Raw genomic sequence first — 20,577 nt, 5'->3', positions numbered from 1 at the left:
TGCATGATTTGCTTCATCTGTTCTACACTCGCACCCCTGTAGATTTTACTTTCGTTAAGAAATATTTAAGAAATAGTTTTTTCATCATAACTCAAATTATGAGCCTTATAAAAACAACCCCTTAAATGTTTTTACAAACTAAAAACAACTAATTATTTAACTTAAACTAACAACCAAATTTTATGCAGAAAAGAACATTAAAAAAACTATTGTGTTTAATAGTATGTATGTGGGGAAATTTTTTCTTTGCTCAAACTATTAAAGGTAAAGTAACATCAGGAGGAACCAGCCTGCCAGGTGTTAGTGTAATAGTACAAGGAACAAAAAACGCAACTGTCACCGATTTTGACGGTAGTTTTGTCTTAAACAATGTAGAACCAACAGCTTCATTGCTTTTTAGTTATGTAGGATATAAAAATTTAATACTGCCCGCAAAATCAGTCATGCAGGTTGTAATGGTAAATGACCTTGAAAAATTAAATGAGGTCGTGGTGATCGGATACGGAACCTCAAAAAGAAAAGATATAAACGGTGCTGTTTCCTCTATTAAAGCTTCTGAAATTCAGGACAAGCCATTTACTTCTATCGATCAGGCTCTTGTAGGTAAGGCCGCAGGTGTAAACGTTACTCAAAATTCAGGTACTCCCGGAGGCGGAATTTCAGTTCAAATTAGAGGAATAACTTCCATTAATGGTAACGAACCCTTATATGTTATTGACGGAACACCGCTTTTTGCTGATAAAAACAATGATTCCTTTTCATTCAGCGCATTAGGCGGAGGAAACGGACAAACTAAAAATTCCGCTTTGTCTGGTTTGAATATTTCGGATATCGAAACTATTGATATTTTAAAAGATGCATCTGCAACGGCAATATATGGTGCAAATGGTGCAAATGGTGTCGTTTTGATTACAACCAAAAAAGGAAAAAAAGGAAAATCAAAGTTTACCTATGAAACCTATTTAGCTACTCAGGAAGTAACCAATACGGTTGATGTCTTGAACTTACCGCAATATGCTGCCTATCAGGCAAAAATTTTCAAATTAAATGGTGAGCCTGTTCCTTTTCAATATCAAAAGCCTGATTTATTAGGAAACGGAACAAACTGGCAGGATGAACTTTTTAGATCGGCTACAATGTACAATCATCAGCTGTCATTCTCTGGTGAAAAAGAAGGAACACGTTACTACACCTCTTTAAATTATTTCGATCAGGAAGGAATTGTTCTAAACTCAGATTTTAATAGATTATCTATGCGATTAAATGTAGATTCTAATGTTAAATCCTGGCTAAAGATTGGTAATAACTTATCGGTAAGTAAGTCGTCTCAACAGGTAGTAAGAAACGATGACAGAGGCGGTTTAGTTATGAACACCTTAAGACAATCTCCTGAATTACCGGTTAGATACGCTGATGGTTCTTATGCAGGACCAACAAGTGGTTTAGGGTCTTCGGCAAATGAAGCAACTAACCCAATAGCCTTGTCGGAATACAATAATTCAACTACAGAAAGATTTAAAATTAATGGTAATTTATTTGCTGATTTTACGATTATCAAAGGATTAGTTTTTAGATCTGAATTAGGATATGATCTGAATTTTTCAAAAAGCAGTGCCTTTGCACCTAAATATACCTTAGGAAATGTATCTGAACTTTTAAACAAATCATTCAAACAGCAGGATCAAAGCTATTATTGGAACATTAAAAATTATCTGACCTATAATAAAACAATAAACGATAAACACAATTTTACTTTCTTATTAGGCCAGGAAGCGCAGGAAAGCCGCTATGAATATATAAGTGGTTACAGAACGGGTGAGTTTTTAAATAAAGACTTTACGAACTTAAATATAGGTGATATTGATACTGCTTTGAACGGCAATGGTTCTGGCAGATGGTCTATGGCCTCTTATATTTCGAGATTGAACTATAGCTTTTCTGACAGATATTCTTTTTCTGCTTCTTTAAGAGCAGATGCTTCGTCAAACTTTGGACCTAACAACAAATGGGGTTATTTCCCTTCATTTTCAGGAGGATGGACAGTAAGTAACGAAAAGTTTTTTGAGCCTTTATCAAGCAGCATAAATTATTTAAAATTCAGGGCAGGTTACGGTCTTGTGGGAAATCAAAATATTCCGGCAAACAGATATCAAACCATCCTGTCGTTACTTTCATCTCCATTTGGAGGTGTATCTCCAACAATTGATAATTTAGGTAATCCGGATATTAAATGGGAATCACTTAAGTCTTTCAATGCTGGTTTTGAACTAGGATTATTTAATAACAGAGTAAAAATAGATTTTGACTATTATATTAAAAATTCTTCAGATTTCCTGACCAAACAAATTAACGATGAATCGAATCAAAGTGCACTTAATTACTACCTGAATACAGGTGAAATTGTAACTAAAGGAGTTGAATTTACATTGAATACAAGAAATATTGCTACCACTAATTTTACATGGGATAGCACGATCATTCTATCTAAATACAACAATGAGCTGACCAGTTTTCAGGGTCAGGGCAAATCTTTGTTAGGAAAAGTACAATTCGATTTATACAACGTTACCAGAACAACAGAAGGACAACCAGTGGGTCAATTTTATGGCTATGTTACCGATGGGTTATTTAAAAATGCTACCGAATTAGCTGCAGGACCAACTCAGGAAGCAGGAACCGGAATTGGAGATGTTCGTTTTAAGGATCTTAACAGCGATGGAAAAATCGATAGTAAAGACCAAACAGCCATAGGCGATGCAATTCCTGATTTTACGTATGCATTCACCAATAACTTTAAATACAAAAATGTTAGTTTATCTGTTGTTTTAACCGGAAGTGAGGGTAACCAAATTTACAACTTTACACGCCATTATACAGATGGTATTTATCCGGGATTTGGAGACCGTTTTGGAAATGTTAGTACGGAGGCTCTGCAGGCTTTTGAACCTGGAGTAAACGAAAATACAGACGTGCCCCGAATCACACTTAATGATCCAAATGGTAATGGCAGAATTTCGAATCGATTTGTTGAAGATGGCTCTTATTTAAGAATTCAGAATGTTTCATTGAGCTATGATTTGCCAGAGAAAATATTCGAAAAATCTATTTTTTCTAAAATTAGATTATACGCAAATGTTCAAAATTTATACACGTTTACTAAATATTCAGGTTTTGACCCTGCTTTAGGAAATTTAGACCAAAATATAACGCTGAGCGGAATTGATTTAGGGCGATACCCTGTACCAAGAACGACTTCTGTAGGAGTGAATTTAGAGTTCTAAGATTTATAAAAAAAACACATTTAACTTAATGATTCATAATCGTTAACATAAAAAAAATAGTTATGAAAAACTTTTTAAACTTTTTATGATGGGAATGCTAATACCATTGCTGTCTTTATTTTCCTGTTCAGATGATTTTTTGGATGCACCGTCTGAAAATCAATTAACCCCGGCCGACTTACCCGAAGGAATTACAGCTTTTGACGGAATCGCAGAGAGTTTGTACTTTAAGCCGTGGTTTACCTTTAATGATAAATTCCTGATTGCTGTAGGAGATATGTATGCGGGAAATGCTTTTTCATTTGATGGTGCTTATGCGCAATTTAAGGATGCTCAGGTAACCTCGCAAAATCCCATCCTGACAGAAGGATATGTTTCATTATTTTCGGTTGTCGATCAGTCCAATAACCTAATGAGTTTAGTGGAAGAAAGAAAGAGCGAATTGCCTGAAGCATCATATAAAAATGCTATAGCAATATCCAGATTTATGAGAGCCAATGCTTATTTCTATCTTGTTAGAACTTTTGGAGCTGTACCTATTATTAGTAAAGCAGGTTCTGCAGCACAACCGAAGAGAAATCTCGTTTCAGATGTTTATAAATTTATAAAACAGGATTTAGAATATGCGGCTCAAAATTTACCTGAGAGATCATTAAAAAAAGGGTATGTTACTAAATATGTCGCTATGGGTATTCTTGCAAAAGTGCATTTAACCTTAAACGAATATGCTGAATGTTCCGCTTTAACCCAGAAAATTATTGGAAACCAATATACTTTAATTCAGGATTACGGAAACTTATTTAGCAGCCCCGAAAATAATAATAGTGCTGAGAGTATGTTTGCCTTACAATGGAAAGCGATTGCTACAGAATGGGGAACACAAAATACAAACCAGGCTTATATAGTTCCGGGAGGTACAGGAATAACGGGTGGTGGTGATGGTTGGGGAGTTTACCTGCCTTCTATCTCACTACAAGCTGGATTTGAGCCCAAGGATACAAGAAAAAAGAACACGATTATGACAGATGGTGACTTTTATCCGGAATTGTTGAAAACTCAAGGCGGTTTCACATACAAAAAAATCCTTTCTTCTACAGGAGCCAATTTCAGAAAATACATTGTAGGTTCTGCAGCCGAGAGAAACGATGTGTTTTTCATGAGAACATCACAAAACACAATTATATTAAGATATTCTGATGTTTTATTAATGCATGCCGAAGCGATTTTGGCCGGAGCAGGTTCCACTACTTCTGCAGCTGCTTTAAGTGCTTTTAATGAAGTGAGATCAAGAGCCGGATTACCAGCTAAAACGATACTTACAAGGAATGATCTGTTTAACGAAAGAAGAATTGAATTTGCACTGGAAGGACAGTATTTCTTTGATTTAAAACGCCGCGGTCTGGCCGAAGCAACAGCAATTATTTCACAGCAGGAAGTCGGTTTTTATTCTGACGATGCCAGAACGGAATTGGTTTCCAGAAAGATAACTCCGGGAAGTAATTATTTTGAATTGCCATTACCTCAATCGGCTATTGATACTAATCCATCATTATTAGAACCACCGGTTCCTTTTAACTTCAATTAATTTTTATACTATGATCAATAAAATAAAATATAGAATTATAATTCTTTTGACCCTTGCTTTTTTTACAGCTTGTCAAAATGATGATAATAATAGCGCTGCTGCAAATATAGATGCGATGGTTGCTGAACCCGGAGATTTACTTAATCAGGCTTTTCCATTAAATAAAGTTAGAGTGGAAGGTCAGGGATTAACGGGACTAAAAAAAATTACGCTGGATAATAAAATTAATATCACTTTCAATCCTAATTATAATTCAGACAGGGCATTTATTTTTACTGTTCCTTTTGACGAAAAACTGGGGAGCAGATTTGGAGTACAGCCCATTACATTTGTAACTGCTACTGGTTCATTTACAAAAAATATTGAGATATTACAACCTGTTCCGACTATTACAAAGACAACTCCAGCTGTGGCAACTCCTGGATTTCCGCTAGAAATTGAAGGTACATGGTTTTATAATGTTTCTTCTATAACATTAGGAGGAAAACAGTGAGCTATACGCTAAAATCGTCTTCTTCAATCATTATCGGTTTACCGGCAAATGCTGTTTCCGGATCAGAGTTGGTAATCATGACACCGGGAGGTATGGCAAAAAAAACAATAGAGTTTGCCACATTAATTCTTGTATCTGATTTTGACGGAAATGGTGCCAGAACGAGTTGGAATGCTTATGGTGATATTGATAGCTTTAACGCCAATACTACAGGAGGTCCGACAGGAAGTTATGCTGCACTTACATGGTCTGGCTCAACGGCTAATGGTTACAACGGAAGCAGTGCCGGAGGCGGAACTAATTTTCTAAGCGCAACTAATACTGATGCAACAAAAACTTTTATAGATATTGATGTAAGTGCCAACGTAGTTGGTGCTCAATTTGCCATACAATTAAATACTATTGATGGGGTAAATTATGGTTATAATTTTAAAGTAACCGATGTTAATTGGACTACCAAGACCATAAATTTAGCTGATTTTAAAGATAATTATGGGTTTGGTTCAAATTCGGCTGCTACGTTGGATGCTTCTAAAGTTAATGAAATCAAGGTAGGAATCGCTCAGGGAGACACCCCTAATCCTAGTGTAATTAAATTTGATAATATCAAGATTCGTTACCAATAATTGAGTGTTTATGCTCTAACTAAAAAAAAGAGGCTGTCGTTAAAAGCAGCCTCTTTATAAAAGTAAATCATACAATAAATAATAAAAACAGAAATCATAAATAAGCGTATTCTCTCTAACTAAGAGAATATTCTATAATACAAAACAGTATGAAAATTAAATTTTTACTAGTACTCATCAGCCTCTTCTTTTTTATAAGCGCCTGCTCTAAAGACGACAACGAAGTTGCTGATAATTTAGAAACTCCCGTAGCCAACGCACCAAAAGATGTGAACGACGTGGGTTTTAGAGCTAAATGGAATTATGTTTCCAATTCTAAAAGCTATCTCCTGGATGTTTCTACCACCGAAAATTTTACAGCATTTGTACCTAACTACAATTCAAAACCAGTTACGGATTTAAATGAAGTTGTGGTTGGTTTAAAGGGAGGTACGCAATATTATTACAGAGTCAGAGCCAAATCAGAGACACAAATTTCAGATTATTCAAATGTTATTAGCGTGGTAACTACAGGTTCCAGCAATATTCCAGAAGATCCTACTTTTTTGAAGGTAAAAGCCAATAAATTAGCCAACCCATTTTTTGTAGGTATGGCAATAAAAGCTTCGCAGTTAACTACCGGAAGTCCTTATGATTTGATTTTGAAAAATGAATTTAGCAGTATTTCTGCCGAATATGAAATGAAAATGGATCAAATTTCTACAGCGAGCGGTGTTTATAACTGGACTACAGCTGATAAAATTGTGGCTTACGGAAATGCAAACGGTATCAATGTTCACGGTCACGCTTTAGTATGGCATAATTCAGTACCAAAATGGTTAACAGATTTTTCAGGCACTGATGCTGAATTTGCAGCAGAAGTAAAAAAATACATTACTGATGTTGTTACGCATTATGCAGGTAAAGTAAAATCCTGGGATGTGGTAAATGAAGCAGTAGATGATAATGGCGGCAACATGAGAAATACTCTTTTCCTGAAACGAATGGGGCCTAACTACGTAAAAGATTGTTTTCAATGGGCCAGAAATGCTGCAAATAGCGCTGGTGATAAAAACTTATTATTGTTTTATAATGATTATGCAACTTCAACTAATATCGCAAAACAAGATAAAGTTTTTAGCATTGTAGACGATTTAAAAGCAAATAATCTTATTGATGGCCTTGGTTTCCAAATGCATAATACGTATTTAAGTCCAACCAAAACGCAAATAGAAACTGATCTTAACAAAGCGGTGGCAAAAGGATTAAAAATTCACGTTTCCGAGTTAGATATACAAGTAAATCAGTTTAATGACATCTCTACTTTTACAAATGAAAGAAGGTTGGCTCAAAAAGAAAAATACAAGGAAATGGTAAAAATCTATAATGCACTTCCGGCAGTTAATAAATACGCTCTAACAGTTTGGGGAATGAAGGATAATGAATCCTGGATTCCATACAGTACAGATCTGAACCACGTTGGAAACGACTGGCCTTTATTGTATGACTCAAATTTTGTTATTAAAAGTTCGCATACCGGATTTCTGGAAGGTTTAGATTAAATTTTAAAGCATAATACTTTACTATACTATTAATTAACCACAAAAAATTATGAAAAAATTAAATTTGTTATCATTAGCATTATCATGTGTTTTAGGATTTGCATCCTGCTCAGATAGTGCAGCTCCTGTATTGGAAGAAGGCCAATTGGCAAGTGTAAACAACTCTAAAAGTACGGGTAAAATAGCCGCTGCACCCTGGGTGAAACAATTTGAAGATACATTCAATGTCGGTTCTAATCTGTCACAATGGACAAAAGAACAACGAGCGGATTATAATTCCTGGTATTGTGACTATAATAGTTCAGTGCCAACTACGCAATTGAGGGACGGAAGACAATGTTTAGAAATCAAGACTACAAAACTGAGCACATACAAATATCAATCTGGTTTCATTACGTCTCATTACCAATACAAACCAGAAAATAATACAGAGTATATGCTTTCTGCTAATATTAAATTAATAGCGATGGAGGGCGGAACCTACAAATCTTTCTCAGATACTTACGGTGCATGGCCGGCTTTTTGGTCTGTACAGCAAAACGCATGGCCAACCAAAGGAGAAATTGATATTCTGGAAGGCTACTCTTTTGCGCCTAATGCAAGCCGTTATACTTCCAATATTTTTTACGGAACTACTTCCGGAACAAACTTACTTGGAAACTCTGCCGAAAGAAACTATCCTGGTAATTTTAATCTAAACGGAAATAACGGATGGCACTTATATGAATCCTTCTGGAAAATGAAAGACAATGTTGTAACAGTAACCATAAAGGTTGACAATGTAACTGTTGCAACATACACGAACAGTAGTGTAGCTAATCTTAATTTTAATAATTTTGGAACTCATTCGATTATTTTCAATATGAATGTGGGATCTAAAGACTCTAATTTTATCGACCCTAATAAAATTAATTTATTTTCATCTGTAATGATGTGGGTAGATGATGTAACGGTTTACAAAAGACCTATCTAAAATTATATAGCAAAAAGATGATAAGAGCTTAGAAAGAAGGGTTCAAAAAATTATGAATATTTATAATTTATTAAACACAGATAGTTCGAATTTAGTTCTCACTCGCTACTAAAAACAAGGCTTCAGAGAAATCTGGAGCTTTTTCGTTTATTAGTTTGATTTATGCTAGTATACCTATTAAAGGTTTTTTAATATGGTGGATCAAAAATTAAACTAAAAACCCTTATTCAAAAAAAGAATAAGGATTTTTTTATGCTTCTTACTGGTTCCTTGTCCTGGGATTATGCCATAAAATTTTGCTGTAAGTATTAGAAAAATTGACTTAGCTTTTATGGCATAAAAGGTATCAACTCCAAATACTATGTGCCGCGATTTTGCCAAAAACTTAAAACGTCAATTTTTTAAATATTTTTGAGGTTAATTTTGTCGTTTAATTTGTTTAGAATTTATAAGGAGAGAAAGAGGCTCCTCAAAACCTTATTTTAATGTCATTCTATTCAATGCTGTTTTATACACAATAGATTTTATATATTTACTAATAACTATCCACATAATAAAGCAGTTAAATGAAGAAAATGCTTTCAGTTCGTTAACTAACGTAGTAAGAGGTGAGACTTGGTTACTTTGGCGCCCGAGATTATAAGTTTCTAACTTGCCTGCCAATAATGCTAATAATCTCTATCCGTTTATCTTAGAGATAATAGATAGTATCAAAACGACAAACACAATAATATCCCCTTTTAATGTGGTCGGCCTATCATCATCATTTGCACATTTTTGAATAAAAAATATCAGGTGATGAATAATTATCAGCTAAAAATTTTAAATTTAATTTTGATTATTAAAATGAATATTAATGATTACTAAGTACGAAAAATACTTTTTCATGCTTTATTGTTTCATTAAAAATTTACCTTGTAGAAAGTTACATTATTTAAAAGTCTAATTGGCACAGAAGCGAAATGAATAAGCAGAATGAATGATATAGTTAGGATTATAATAATTTGCCTTATTTTTTTAAGCTCTGCAGCCGGTCAGACCAGCGATTTGGTTTTTTCTCCAATCAACGTTTCAGATGGACTAAGTGATAATCAAATACGTTTTATTCTACAGCTTTCTGACGGAAGGATGGTTTTTAAAACCAGCGGTAATATAAATCTTTATGATGGAGAACACTTTAAGTATATTCATTATAATACACGTCACATTTATCCTCTTAAAGGTTATAATGGCTTCTATCGAATTTATCAGGGAAAAGATTCTCTTCTATGGATTAAAGATACACACAAATTAATGTGTGTTGATCTTCGTACAGAAAAATACTTACCAGACCTTGATATTTATTTTAAGAAAAAAGGATTTAAAAAATCTGCTGAAGATCTTTTTCTGGATTCAGGCAAACAGCTATGGTTTCTGTCTTCCGGCAGATTATGGAAATATAATTCTTCTGATTTTATAGATATAAAAGCGAATCATGGCCAATTGCAGGATCTGGATACTCAAAATAACATCTTATATCTATTCTTCAGTAGCGGTGAGGTAGTTTGTTATGATTTAAAAACAGCAAAGAAGCTATACAACAGTGCCGCTTATCCTTCCTCGCAACATGATTTTTTCAATTTTACTTCGATGGTGGTAAAAGGGAAGAATGGCTTTTATCAATTACGCAACGGATCTAAAGGCGGTTTTTTCTTCTTTGATGCTCAAAAAAGAATTTGGAAAAAAATCCTTGAGACCTCCTATACTTTAAATACTCTGGCGGTTACTAAAGATGATATTGCCTATATCAGTTGTACTAATGGGATCTGGATAATTAACTGCCACAGCGAACAAAAACAATATTTCCCAACACTTAAAAAAGTAGATGGAAGTATTTTGAAGACCGAGGTAAGCACGCTTTTTTATGATAAACAAGGTGGCTTGTGGCTGGGGACTTTGAATCAGGGGCTCCTGTATTATCATCCTTCCCGTTACAAGTTCAAACATATTGGACGATCCGGTTTCCAGTCAGAGGAAAGAGGAGATGTTATGGTGCAGTCATTTGCAGAAGACAAAAATGGAAATATTTACATTAAAGCAGGTGCGGTTATTTATCATTATGCTTCCTTGCGTCAAAATGATAAATTGACCCTCATACAACCGTCATCAGTACCATTGGAAATATTAAAAAAGCTTCATAATGCAAATACTTTTACCGGAATCAATAACGAAACTGCATTTCTTAAGGATGTACGCGGCTGGGAATGGAGAGGAACGCAGGACGGGTTAAAACTTTTTTACCCTGAAGACAAAAAAGAAAGGATTTTTTATACAAAAGACGGGTTGTCCAATAATTTTGTACATGCTATAATAGAAGATCGTTATCATAATATCTGGATAACGACAAGTTATGGAATAACAAAACTGCAAATAGATGCTGTAAACAAAAAAATTAGTTTCACTACTTTCGGTTCAGATGAAGGAACGTTACAGGGAGAGTATTCTAATGGAGCGGCATTTGAGTCTGTAGACGGAACATTATATTTTGGAGGGATTAACGGTTTTAATACATTAAAAACAAACCATGTATCATCGGATAAACTACCTTTTAAACCCGTTTTTACAAATTTATTCTTAAAAGGAGAAAAAATCGAACCAGGTACCCGATATGATGGCGGGAGAATTATTATGCCTGAAGCAGCTCCATATACAAAAGAAATAGAACTTTCATATGATCAGAATTTCCTGACCTTCGAGTTCTCAGCATTAAACTATCAAAACCCTTCTCAAACTTATTACAGGTATCAGCTCAAGGGCATAGACAATGACTGGCGGGAAACGTCAACGGGAGGACGAAATGAAAACATAAATGATGGTATTCTGACAACTTCATACACTAATCTTCCTCACGGCACATATACATTTCTAGTGATGTCGTCAGGCAATAATCGAAAATGGAATGGTTTGGTTTCTGAGTTAAGGATTAACATTAAGCCGCCATGGTGGAAAACTACTTCGGCATATGTACTATTTATACTGTTTTTCACAGCATTGATTGGTGCAGGAATTTATTCCTTTCTCTATTATAGCCGTAAAAAACTTGAACAAAATCACAGAGAGGACATCTTGTTAGTTCGCATACGGAACCTAATAGAACAATGTAAATATCTGGAGACAGAAAAGGAGAATTATATTACGCAAACAAAATTACAAACTGTACAATCAGGAGAAAGCAGGAATGAAAACAGGGCTGATGAAATGTTTTTAGCGAAAGCTTTAGAACTGGTAGAAAAAAATCTGGATATACCTGACTATTCTGTTGAACATCTAAGCCGTGACCTTTGTATGGATCGGACAGGGCTATATCGTAAATTGATTGCATTACTAGATAAGCCACCATCTTTGTTTATTCGAAGTATACGTTTACAGAAAGCGTCAGGATTAATTCTTGAAGGCGAACTCACTATTTCAGAAATAACAGAAAAAGTTGGCTTCAGCAGCTCGAGCTATTTCAGTAAATGCTTCCAGGAAATGTACAGCTGCCGACCTTCTGAATACGCAGAAATGATTAAGAAATCAACATGATTGTTATTTGTTTCAACATGAATGCTGTTTAAATTTGGCAGTTCTGGGATACTTTTGGTGTTCTAAATACCAAAAGATAAACAACCATGAAATTTTCTAAAATAACCAGTTTTATGCGGACTCTTGCAGTCTTCATAACAGTAAATTTAAATGCTCAATCTATTGAGGGAACAAGACAGGGAGTAAAATTTGCAACACAGAATATGGATATTCAGATCGAATTCTATTCGAACAATATTGTACGTGTGTTCAAAACTCCACAAGGCTTTCCATACAATAAAAAAAGTCTCTCTGTAGTTAAATCGCCCGAAACGATATCGATTAAAACCACACAAAAAGGAAATAAAACTTTATTAGAGAGCAGTTCGATACAAGTTCAAGTGAACCCTGAAACTGGCGGTATAAGCTTCTACGATCCTAATGGAAAACTTCTTCTTAAAGATAAGGATTTGGGCACGCAGTTTTCCGCTGTAGACGATGCCGGAACACCTTCTTACACCGTGCGGGAAGGTTTTTTGCTTGACAGTGATGAAGCCGTTTATGGTGTAGGACAAATCATGGATAATAAATTCAGTCGACGTAATTCGTCCCATCATATGCAGAATGAAAACATGTCGACGTATTCACCTTATTTTATGTCAGTGAAAGGCTATGCTGTTTTCTGGGATAATTATTCAATTTCTAAGTTCAACGATAATGCGCAGGAACTTTCTTTCGAAGGTCTGGGCCATTGTGCCGATTACTATTTTATGTATGGTAAAAACGCAGATGGTGTTATAGCACAAGTCCGTGATCTTACTGGTAAAGCACCTATGCTTCCTTTATGGGCTTATGGTTTTTTTCAAAGTAAGGAACGTTATCACACAGAAGATGAAAGTCTGGACGTTTTAAAAAAATACCGCGATCTCAAAGTACCTATAGATGTGGTTATCCAGGATTGGAGATACTGGCCTGAATTCAACAAGAGCGACAGTTTATGGAATTCGCAAAGTTTTGACAGGCAGAGATTTCCAAATCCGAAGAAATGGGCTGACGAAATTCACAAGCTGAATGCAAAATTATTAATTGTAACCTGGCCTGGATTTGGTCCCAAAACAGAGCAGCGTAAGGAATTTGACAGTAAAAAAATGATCATCAATTTTGATACCTGGCCGCCAGACAGCGGTGCAAGACCTTATGATGTATATAACCCGGAAGCTTTGGATATTTATTGGCGTTATCTCAACAAAGGCATCTTCAGTTATATTGGAAACGATGGCTGGTGGCTTGATTCAACAGAGCCTGACCACATCAACCGAAAAGACTCAGATTATAATCTTCCAACCCACCTGGGCAGTTATCGCAGTGTAAAGAATGCATACAGTCTTTTACACAATCGCGGTATTGCGGTTAACCAGCGTAAAGCCAACGACAGTAAGAGAGCTGTAATTCTAACGCGTTCAGGATTTATTGGACAACAGCTTTACGGTTCAAATACATGGAGCGGAGATGTAGTTTCTTCATGGGACATGCTGGAGAAGCAAATTCCCGCAGCATTGAATTATACTTTGATGGGGATTCCGAACTGGAATAGCGATATTGGCGGATTCTTTGCAGGAGGTTGGAAAAAAGATGGTGGAAATAAAAACCCGGAATTTCAGGAGTTGTATGTTCGCTGGATGCAGTTTGGTGCTTTTTGTCCTATGATGCGTTCTCATGGGACTGATCTTCCTCGTGAAATTTGGAATTTCGGTGAGCGGGGGACGTGGTGTTTTGATGCTCAGGAAAAAGCAATTAATCTGCGTTACAGCCTGCTTCCTTACATTTACAGCACATCCTGGGATGTCAGCAATAACAACGGGACATTTATGCGTCCGCTCATTATGGATTTTGTATCTGATAAAAAAACGCACAGCATTGGCAATGAGTATTTATTCGGACGTTCGATTCTCGTGGCTCCGGTAACTAAATATGGGGTAAAAGAATGGTCTGTATACCTGCCTAATGGAATTGACTGGTACAACTTCTGGACTAATGCATATATCAAGGGAGGACAAACAATTGTATCTGAATCAGCTGTTGATAAAATTCCACTTTATATTAAAGCAGGTGCAATTCTTCCTTTTGGCCCCAAAGTTCAATATGCGACTGAAAGAAAATGGGATAATCTGGAAATACGGATATATCCTGGTGCTGATGGGGCATTTGTACTATACGAAGATGAGTTTGATAATTATAACTATGAAAAAGGGAAGTACACGGAAATAGAGTTTTTATGGAATGATGCTGCAAAAAAACTTACAATATCTAATCGTAAGGGTGCCTATTCAGGAATGCTGCAAAACAGAAAATTTACTATAGTACTGCCTTCAGGTATAAGTAAGAGTGCTTCGTATAATGGCAAAAAAATAGAAATAAAACTTTAAATAACAAATTTCTGTATAATATAAAACGAACCTGAAAGCCTTTATAATATGGGTTTTTAAGTTCGTTTTTTCTAATTCATTTAATGCTTTGCATGTAACGAAATCTTTTTATTTTGCCATTTATTTGTCCAAATTAGAGATGAACACCGTTTGAAAATTTTTAATAATGTTGTAGATTTCAGCTTTTTGTTCTGATAACACGTGATAAATAGATTCAAATAACACAGAACATGTAGTGTCATCAATGCTAGTTACTGTAAAAATTCCTTCATAATTTTGAATTGGCATAGGCGTAGAAATAATAATAAATTTCATTTCCATTTTATCAGCATTGATTGATGTAAACTTCTCAATTATTTGGCCACCACCTTTTATATGAATTGTTCGTATTGAACCAATACCTGAGCCTTCCACGACAACCCTTTCTATTAGTTCGGGTACAAATTTTTCGGTACCTCCAAATTCAATTAGTTTTTGCCAAATAATTGAACCATTACTTTTTACCATTCCTTGTGATTTTACACTTTCTCTTTCTTTACCCATTTTCTATATTTTTAAAATTCAGGCAAAATTAAGTTGCTTCAAAGGAGTAAAATGTTGTGTAAAATCAATTCTATCGTTTTTAGTTCAAAAAATTAAATATTTTTAGTTAATCTGTTTTGGATAAGAAATTGTTTTGGAGTCAACCCATAATATTTACCAAAAACACTCACGAAATGAGATACGTTTTCGTAACCTACTTCAAGAGCAATTTGCTGAATAGGCTGATTCGAGGAAAGTAAAAGATTTTCTGCTTTTTCAAGTCGTTTTTTTATGAGCCACTTTTTGGGAGATGTATTGAATTGCCTCTGAAAGTCTCTTTTAAATGTAGAGTTGCTTCTTCCCGTTAAGCAAGCGTAATCTTCTATTGATAATGATTTGTCAAAATTTTCAAGCATTAATTCTTCAAGATTTCTTTTTTTCTTATAATTTAACGAATTAAGGATTTGTAAAAAAATCTGTTGCTGTTCAGAGTTATAAATAAGATAAAGTAACTCTAATAATTTAATTTTAGTTAGCTCTTTTTGTACCGTTTCTGTGTATAAATTCAGGATGTTTTCGGTAAAAGCCCTAATCTTATCAGTATATTTGAGCATTAAGGTGAAGTTGTCCTTTGATTCTTTTTGTTCCTTCAGACTTAATGAAAATTGATTTAAGAGTTCATCTTCAAAAAGAAAAATACGGCTTCAAACTCATCATTTTTCGGTATAATATCTGTAATCATATATCTACCTTTGGGTATAAAAACTAATTGATTTTTTGTCACAGAATACCTGGTATCCTCATAGTATATTTCTAACTTTAGTTCGCCTTTAAGTACCACGGATAAAACATGAGAAGAGAGAAAATGATCTGTATTAATGTCTATTGTGTCAATAGTTTTATGTACAATACATGATAGTCCATCAACCATTATTTTCCGAACATTTTTATGTTTGTATAGTAATTGTGGTACTACTTTCATTTGTTAATTTCTTTGTATATATAAGTTCTCCAAAAATGCTTTCAATTTATAATATTTACCAGACTATATAAATCTATTCTTGAAGTATTCTTTATTTGCAGCAAATTTACGGTTTTAATTAACTAAAAGAATAGTCAACATATTCGAAAGCAAATGGTATTTTAACTCTTTAATTGAAAAATCATTTACAAAATTATTTTGATTAAGTCGATATTGATTTGGGGCGTTATAAGCCTAATCATTAACTTGATTATACTAAAATAATTAAATGTAAAAAGGGAAATTATCAATTACTGTCAAGCCAATTTTTCAAAGCGATACCACGTTCCCGGCTCACTAATATAATTTCATTAACAGTGGGAGTCAGTTCAAGTTTAAGCTTATAATCGAAAGATTGGGATAGTTTATGAATTGCTTTTAGGCAAACTATATAGTTTCTTGTTACTTTAAAAAAATCATTGGGATTTAATTCCTGCATTAATTCATCGAGTGTATGTTTGATAACATATTTTTGATTGGAATGAGTTGTGAGATGTACTATTTTATTTTCAGAGCTAAAATAGGCAATATCAGTAGTAGGTATTGTAATAAACAAATCCTTATAGGCAATTAAAAATCGTGATCTGTAAATGACCTTTTGTAAACGCATATTTTTTAATACCTCAATAATACTGGTATCAGGCTGAGGAGTCATAAAACTTTTGATTCTTTTTATACTGGATTCCAGTTTTTTTTGTTCGATAGGTTTTAGAAGATAATCGATACCGTTTACTTCAAATGCCTGCAATGCATATTCATCGTAAGCCGTTGTAAAAATAACATAGGACTTAATATCCACCTGGTTAAAGATTTCAAAACTTAGACCATCGGTGAGCCGTATATCCATAAATATAATATCAGGATTGTCTTCTTTTTCAAGCCATGAAATACTGTCCCGTACAGTTTGTAAAACTCCGGTAATTATAATTTCTTCCTGTGATTGTAAAAGCATTTTTTGTAATCTTGTAGCATTTGCAGCTTCATCTTCAATGATCAAAACGGTTATCATAAAATATTTTTAATTGTTTAATAACGGAACTCTAACTTCAAAAGTAGTTTCCAAATCATGTATAACAGGAATTGTGTTACCTAAGAGCTTGTAACTATGGTGAATATGTGCAAGACCAATTCCTTCACCGGGTTCTTTTGTAAATTTGGCCGATTTGTTATTGTCAACAATTATCCAGTCATTCTGATAATTTATATTAATAATAAGAGGTGTAGTTGTAGAGAAGGAATTATGCTTTATAGCATTTTCAATCAAAAGCTGCAGTGTCAGGGGTGCTATAAATTTATTTAAATTTTGAGTCTCACCTGTAATATTAATAACAATAGACGGCCCATATCTTATTTGGTATAAAAATAAATATTCTTTGATAAAATCGAGTTCTGTTTTTAAAACAATCATATTTTTGTTTCTATTGGACAAAACATAACGATAAACTGCAGAAAGATTGGAGACGTACTGTACGGCAGTCTCCTGATTTTCTTCAATAAGAGAAGTAAGTGTGCTCAGATTGTTAAAAAGGAAGTGCGGATCTAATTGAAGCTTCAGGGCATTGAGTTCAGATTGTAATGCCTGTTTTTTATTTTCACTAGCTTCAAGTTCGCTCTCGTTCCATTTTATGAGAAGTTCCTCGGCAGTAAAACCTGTAGTTATTAATATGGAGAATATGAAACCAATAATTAATGCCCGTCGAACAACCAGGTCATTATACCCATATTTTTGCGGAAAATCAATGTTAAAAAATAAAATAACAAGAATACTTACAATTAGAATATGCAATAGTAACTTAAAAATGAATCGCAGACTGCCATTTTTTTTCAAGACAGATGTAGCGTTAATAATTTTAGATAACCATAGTCCTGTTTCAAATAATGCAATTGTAAAGATCAGACAGAACAATCCTTCAATTACAAAATCAGTATTATTATAAAACTTCCAGTCTTTAATATTGCTCTCATCAGAATTCAAAAGGATAAGAATAAGATTAAGAAAAACAGCAAAAACAGGATATCCATACAAGCGTAAATATTTATAGTGCCTTGTGTACTTCATATAAAATTATAAATAATAATCTATTTGTTAAATCTAAAATAATTCTTCGCAGTGTATTCCAATTTTATGAAGCTCCGTTATTAAAAAACCGGAATAACTTTTTTGGCTTTCCACCCTTAGAATTTTATCACAGTCTTCTAAATCGAAATTCCATTTACAGTTCAAAAGTATTGTATTAAGAACAGGTTTTACTTTTCTTAACTTAGTTTTTGTATTAACATTTGTTTTGTAGACTGAAACTATCATGCATGAAAACTATTTAGAAACTAAAAAGATATGATTTTAATCCGAGCTGAATACTCATACCGCTTAAATGGGTATCAGATCCTGAAGGTATTGTTGGAAGTGTAGAAGCTTGTCCTTCCAGAGAAACAATAAAATATCGGTTAAATATATAATTTACTCCCAGGCTTCCGGACAGATACAAGTAATTACCGGTTTTAGTGGTATAACTTATTGTGTTTTCATTTATTAAGGTTGTTTTAGGAGAATCTATAAAAGAAGTTCCTGATCCTAACATTATAAAAGGCTGCCAGCTTTTTATTTTGTATTGATACCCCAGATTTATCCCAATTGTAGTGCTGTTTGCCTTAGAATCGATTATAGAATTAAAGCCATTAGAATTCTGGATTGATTTGTAAGAGACAGTAGTTTGACCAAACTGTAATTTTGTAAAATAATGTTCTTTGTAATTGAGTTGAAGAAAAGTTACCCCATTGGATCCAAGCTGATTCTTATCATCTGGAAAACCTTTGCTGGAACTTTTAAAAGGGGAGAAGACTCCAAAAGAACCTCCAAAATCCATCGAGAAATTTTTTGATAAATCGGCTTCATTTTGTGCCATTAAAAGCGTTGTGAAAAATAACAAAATTATTGTGTTTAACTTTTTCATTAAGATCAGTTTTTAGGATTAAGCCCGCAAGATAGAGGGAGTTAGATGGTAATCTTTTGAGTATTTAACCCAATCCCCCAATTAAGTCACTGAACTTTAAAATAAGTAAACTCAAATTTTTTTCAGATTCAATTTTGTTTACAATTCACTAATATTTAGTAATCCTGTTTTTACTGGAAATATTGATTCGAAACCCCTCAGGATGTAAATGTTTTTTCGTTTAAAAGTTATGTTTTCCCCCCTTTGTTTATTCTTTTGTTTTCCCATTTGCGAATTTCATCCAGTTATGATATTTCCTGTACTCTTTACTTCTATATATTTAGTAATTTTATCACCTACAAATTTGTTTTTTAATGGATCAACTACTTGGTTTCCTTATTCTGGGAACAACTCTACTGCTTGCCTTTTTAATCTTTGCAAATCTTAATCAGGCTAACAGCAAAGTTAATCGATGGTTTGGTTGTTTTATTTTGTGTATATTTCTTCTTGAGTTTAATGATTTATTGGAAAAAGCCGGTTCTTTGAAAACCAGAATGCTAATAAATGATTTCATTGGTATAACCGATTTTATTATAGCCCCGGTTTTTTATTTTAGCGTTTCTTATTTTATTAAACCCACCAGAAAATGGCGAGTAAGAGATAATCTTCATTTTATTTTTGCCTTCATAATCTTATTTTTGCTTCTGATTTCACTATTCATCGACGTAAAATCACCTACAGTTGCGGATAAAAAAAACGCGGTTATAATCATTAATGTTTTTAATCTAGTTTTTTGTCTTCAAGTGATTATCTATTGTGTAATGGCGTATGGAAAAATTATTGCCTATCAAAAAAAATTATTTTTGTACACTTCAAACATGGATGCAATCGATTTGAAATGGTTAAAGCAAGTGGTAGTTTGTATATTAATCATAACTGGACTTTGGTTAATTGACAATGTTTTTAAACTAGCCAGAAATAATATCTATTTTGACCAATTTGCTAGTCTGATTTATCTTGGCGGCATTTTTTTACATTGCTTATTTTTCATTAAAACAGAAAGAGTTGTTTGATCTTGATAAACAAGAAAAAGAAGAAATTGACGCCATTACAATTGAGAATTCAAGTTTGGAAGAAAATAAGAAAAAACTAATCTCAGATAATGAATTAGAAGCAATGAAATCTGATTTAATTCAATTAATGGACAATAAAAAACCTTTTTTGGATCCTGAATTGAGTTTGTTCAAACTGGCTTCTCAGCTGAATATTTCGTCACATATTCTTTCATACATAATCAATAATAGCTGTGGTGAAAATTTTCATCAATTTATTAATAGATATAGAATCGAAGAAGCAAAAAAAATGATTCAGAATCCCAACATGCAACACTTTAGCTTAATGGGAATCGGTTTTGAAGTTGGCTTCAATTCGAAGACGGTCTTTAACACCACTTTCAAGAAAAGCACCGGTCAAACTCCATCTGAATTTAAAAACAATTCTAAATATTGAAGTAAAATTTTATAATGCAATTTTTAGATTGTAATGGCATCTTTGAGGTATTTTAAAATAGGTTCTGATTCATAAATCAGAACTTTATGAGTATAAATAACAATGATATTTGCATGGAATTTATCTT

16 protein-coding genes are annotated in these 20,577 nt (G+C 33.7%); 10 read left to right on the top strand and 6 right to left on the bottom strand.

From position 1 onward, the window contains the following. The first annotated feature begins 182 nt into the window (after positions 1 to 182). The 8 genes from IHE43_RS20475 (at position 183) to IHE43_RS20445 (ending at position 14,468) form a co-directional block, all read left to right on the top strand. On the top strand, positions 183 to 3,281 hold the full coding sequence (locus IHE43_RS20475) for a TonB-dependent receptor (RefSeq protein ID WP_192185628.1): 3,099 nt from the start codon (positions 183 to 185) through the stop codon (positions 3,279 to 3,281). Positions 3,282 to 3,369: 88 nt separating this feature from the next. Beyond that, positions 3,370 to 4,866, top strand: a complete 1,497-nt coding sequence (locus IHE43_RS20470) for a RagB/SusD family nutrient uptake outer membrane protein (RefSeq protein ID WP_225585230.1) — start codon at positions 3,370 to 3,372, stop codon at positions 4,864 to 4,866. Positions 4,867 to 4,876: 10 nt separating this feature from the next. After that, positions 4,877 to 5,359 carry a hypothetical protein gene (locus tag IHE43_RS23745; protein WP_225585228.1) on the top strand — a complete coding sequence of 161 codons (483 nt, stop codon included), beginning with the start codon at positions 4,877 to 4,879 and terminating at the stop codon, positions 5,357 to 5,359. Beyond that, positions 5,356 to 5,985 carry a CIA30 family protein gene (locus tag IHE43_RS23740; RefSeq protein WP_225585227.1) on the top strand — a complete coding sequence of 210 codons (630 nt, stop codon included), beginning with the start codon at positions 5,356 to 5,358 and terminating at the stop codon, positions 5,983 to 5,985. The genes IHE43_RS23745 and IHE43_RS23740 overlap by 4 nt, the downstream gene beginning before the upstream one ends. Before the next feature lie 149 nt (positions 5,986 to 6,134). Next, the gene (locus IHE43_RS20460) at positions 6,135 to 7,526 is read left to right on the top strand and encodes an endo-1,4-beta-xylanase (RefSeq protein WP_192185626.1); all 1,392 of its coding nucleotides are present in this window, start codon (positions 6,135 to 6,137) and stop codon (positions 7,524 to 7,526) included. Positions 7,527 to 7,575: 49 nt separating this feature from the next. After that, positions 7,576 to 8,499, top strand: a complete 924-nt coding sequence (locus IHE43_RS20455) for a family 16 glycosylhydrolase (protein WP_192185625.1) — start codon at positions 7,576 to 7,578, stop codon at positions 8,497 to 8,499. A 975-nt stretch (positions 8,500 to 9,474) separates the two neighbouring features. After that, complete coding sequence (locus tag IHE43_RS20450; protein ID WP_192185624.1) at positions 9,475 to 12,063, top strand: helix-turn-helix domain-containing protein; 2,589 nt, start codon at positions 9,475 to 9,477, stop codon at positions 12,061 to 12,063. Positions 12,064 to 12,149: 86 nt separating this feature from the next. Further along, complete coding sequence (locus IHE43_RS20445; RefSeq protein WP_225585226.1) at positions 12,150 to 14,468, top strand: TIM-barrel domain-containing protein; 2,319 nt, start codon at positions 12,150 to 12,152, stop codon at positions 14,466 to 14,468. A 120-nt stretch (positions 14,469 to 14,588) separates the two neighbouring features. Here the strand turns inward: IHE43_RS20445 and IHE43_RS20440 are convergent, their stop codons facing one another. The 6 genes from IHE43_RS20440 to IHE43_RS20415 all read right to left on the bottom strand — a co-directional run bounded on the left by IHE43_RS20440 (position 14,589) and on the right by IHE43_RS20415 (position 18,962). After that, on the bottom strand, positions 14,589 to 15,011 hold the full coding sequence (locus IHE43_RS20440; protein ID WP_192185623.1) for an SRPBCC family protein: 423 nt from the start codon (positions 15,009 to 15,011) through the stop codon (positions 14,589 to 14,591). A gap of 92 nt (positions 15,012 to 15,103) precedes the next feature. Continuing rightward, the gene (locus IHE43_RS20435) at positions 15,104 to 15,604 is read right to left on the bottom strand and encodes an AraC family transcriptional regulator (protein ID WP_192185622.1); all 501 of its coding nucleotides are present in this window, start codon (positions 15,602 to 15,604) and stop codon (positions 15,104 to 15,106) included. 56 nt (positions 15,605 to 15,660) lie between these two features. Then, complete coding sequence (locus IHE43_RS20430) at positions 15,661 to 15,972, bottom strand: hypothetical protein (RefSeq protein WP_192185621.1); 312 nt, start codon at positions 15,970 to 15,972, stop codon at positions 15,661 to 15,663. A 286-nt stretch (positions 15,973 to 16,258) separates the two neighbouring features. Next, the gene (locus IHE43_RS20425; RefSeq protein WP_192185620.1) at positions 16,259 to 17,020 is read right to left on the bottom strand and encodes a LytTR family DNA-binding domain-containing protein; all 762 of its coding nucleotides are present in this window, start codon (positions 17,018 to 17,020) and stop codon (positions 16,259 to 16,261) included. Positions 17,021 to 17,029: 9 nt separating this feature from the next. Then, positions 17,030 to 18,070 (bottom strand): sensor histidine kinase, encoded by a 1,041-nt coding sequence (locus IHE43_RS20420; protein WP_192185619.1) that lies wholly within the window; start codon positions 18,068 to 18,070, stop codon positions 17,030 to 17,032. A 259-nt stretch (positions 18,071 to 18,329) separates the two neighbouring features. After that, a complete protein-coding gene (locus IHE43_RS20415; protein WP_192185618.1) occupies positions 18,330 to 18,962 on the bottom strand; it encodes a hypothetical protein in 633 nt (210 codons plus the stop codon). A 353-nt stretch (positions 18,963 to 19,315) separates the two neighbouring features. On the opposite strand from IHE43_RS20415, the gene IHE43_RS20410 reads away from it, so the two are divergent. Together IHE43_RS20410 and IHE43_RS20405 are read left to right on the top strand one after the other, a co-directional pair. Next, entirely contained in the window at positions 19,316 to 20,014 is a 699-nt protein-coding gene (locus IHE43_RS20410) for a hypothetical protein (protein WP_192185617.1), read from the top strand. Next, positions 20,007 to 20,450, top strand: a complete 444-nt coding sequence (locus IHE43_RS20405) for an AraC family transcriptional regulator (protein ID WP_192185616.1) — start codon at positions 20,007 to 20,009, stop codon at positions 20,448 to 20,450. Before IHE43_RS20410 ends, IHE43_RS20405 begins: the two co-directional genes overlap by 8 nt. Positions 20,451 to 20,577: the final 127 nt, after the last annotated feature.

The organism is Flavobacterium sp. MDT1-60, from assembly GCF_014844035.1.
Taxonomy (GTDB): Bacteria; Bacteroidota; Bacteroidia; order Flavobacteriales; family Flavobacteriaceae; genus Flavobacterium.
The sequence above is the reverse complement of the archived record's forward strand: the minus strand, read 5'-3'. Positions and strand labels throughout refer to the sequence as shown.

What these genes read in the sequence shown, in the direction of transcription:
- IHE43_RS20470 (WP_225585230.1), top strand. Translation starts at nt 3,370, where the DNA reads ATGGGAATGCTAATACCATTGCTGTCTTTATTTTCCTGTTCAGATGAT.
- IHE43_RS20425 (WP_192185620.1), bottom strand. Translation starts at nt 17,020, where the DNA reads ATGATAACCGTTTTGATCATTGAAGATGAAGCTGCAAATGCTACAAGA.
- IHE43_RS20460 (WP_192185626.1), top strand. Translation starts at nt 6,135, where the DNA reads ATGAAAATTAAATTTTTACTAGTACTCATCAGCCTCTTCTTTTTTATA.
- IHE43_RS20435 (WP_192185622.1), bottom strand. Translation starts at nt 15,604, where the DNA reads ATGCTCAAATATACTGATAAGATTAGGGCTTTTACCGAAAACATCCTG.
- IHE43_RS20450 (WP_192185624.1), top strand. Translation starts at nt 9,475, where the DNA reads ATGAATGATATAGTTAGGATTATAATAATTTGCCTTATTTTTTTAAGC.
- IHE43_RS20445 (WP_225585226.1), top strand. Translation starts at nt 12,150, where the DNA reads ATGAAATTTTCTAAAATAACCAGTTTTATGCGGACTCTTGCAGTCTTC.
- IHE43_RS20430 (WP_192185621.1), bottom strand. Translation starts at nt 15,972, where the DNA reads ATGAAAGTAGTACCACAATTACTATACAAACATAAAAATGTTCGGAAA.
- IHE43_RS23745 (WP_225585228.1), top strand. Translation starts at nt 4,877, where the DNA reads ATGATCAATAAAATAAAATATAGAATTATAATTCTTTTGACCCTTGCT.
- IHE43_RS20440 (WP_192185623.1), bottom strand. Translation starts at nt 15,011, where the DNA reads ATGGGTAAAGAAAGAGAAAGTGTAAAATCACAAGGAATGGTAAAAAGT.
- IHE43_RS20455 (WP_192185625.1), top strand. Translation starts at nt 7,576, where the DNA reads ATGAAAAAATTAAATTTGTTATCATTAGCATTATCATGTGTTTTAGGA.
- IHE43_RS20420 (WP_192185619.1), bottom strand. Translation starts at nt 18,070, where the DNA reads ATGAAGTACACAAGGCACTATAAATATTTACGCTTGTATGGATATCCT.
- IHE43_RS20475 (WP_192185628.1), top strand. Translation starts at nt 183, where the DNA reads ATGCAGAAAAGAACATTAAAAAAACTATTGTGTTTAATAGTATGTATG.
- IHE43_RS20410 (WP_192185617.1), top strand. Translation starts at nt 19,316, where the DNA reads ATGGATCAACTACTTGGTTTCCTTATTCTGGGAACAACTCTACTGCTT.
- IHE43_RS20415 (WP_192185618.1), bottom strand. Translation starts at nt 18,962, where the DNA reads ATGAAAAAGTTAAACACAATAATTTTGTTATTTTTCACAACGCTTTTA.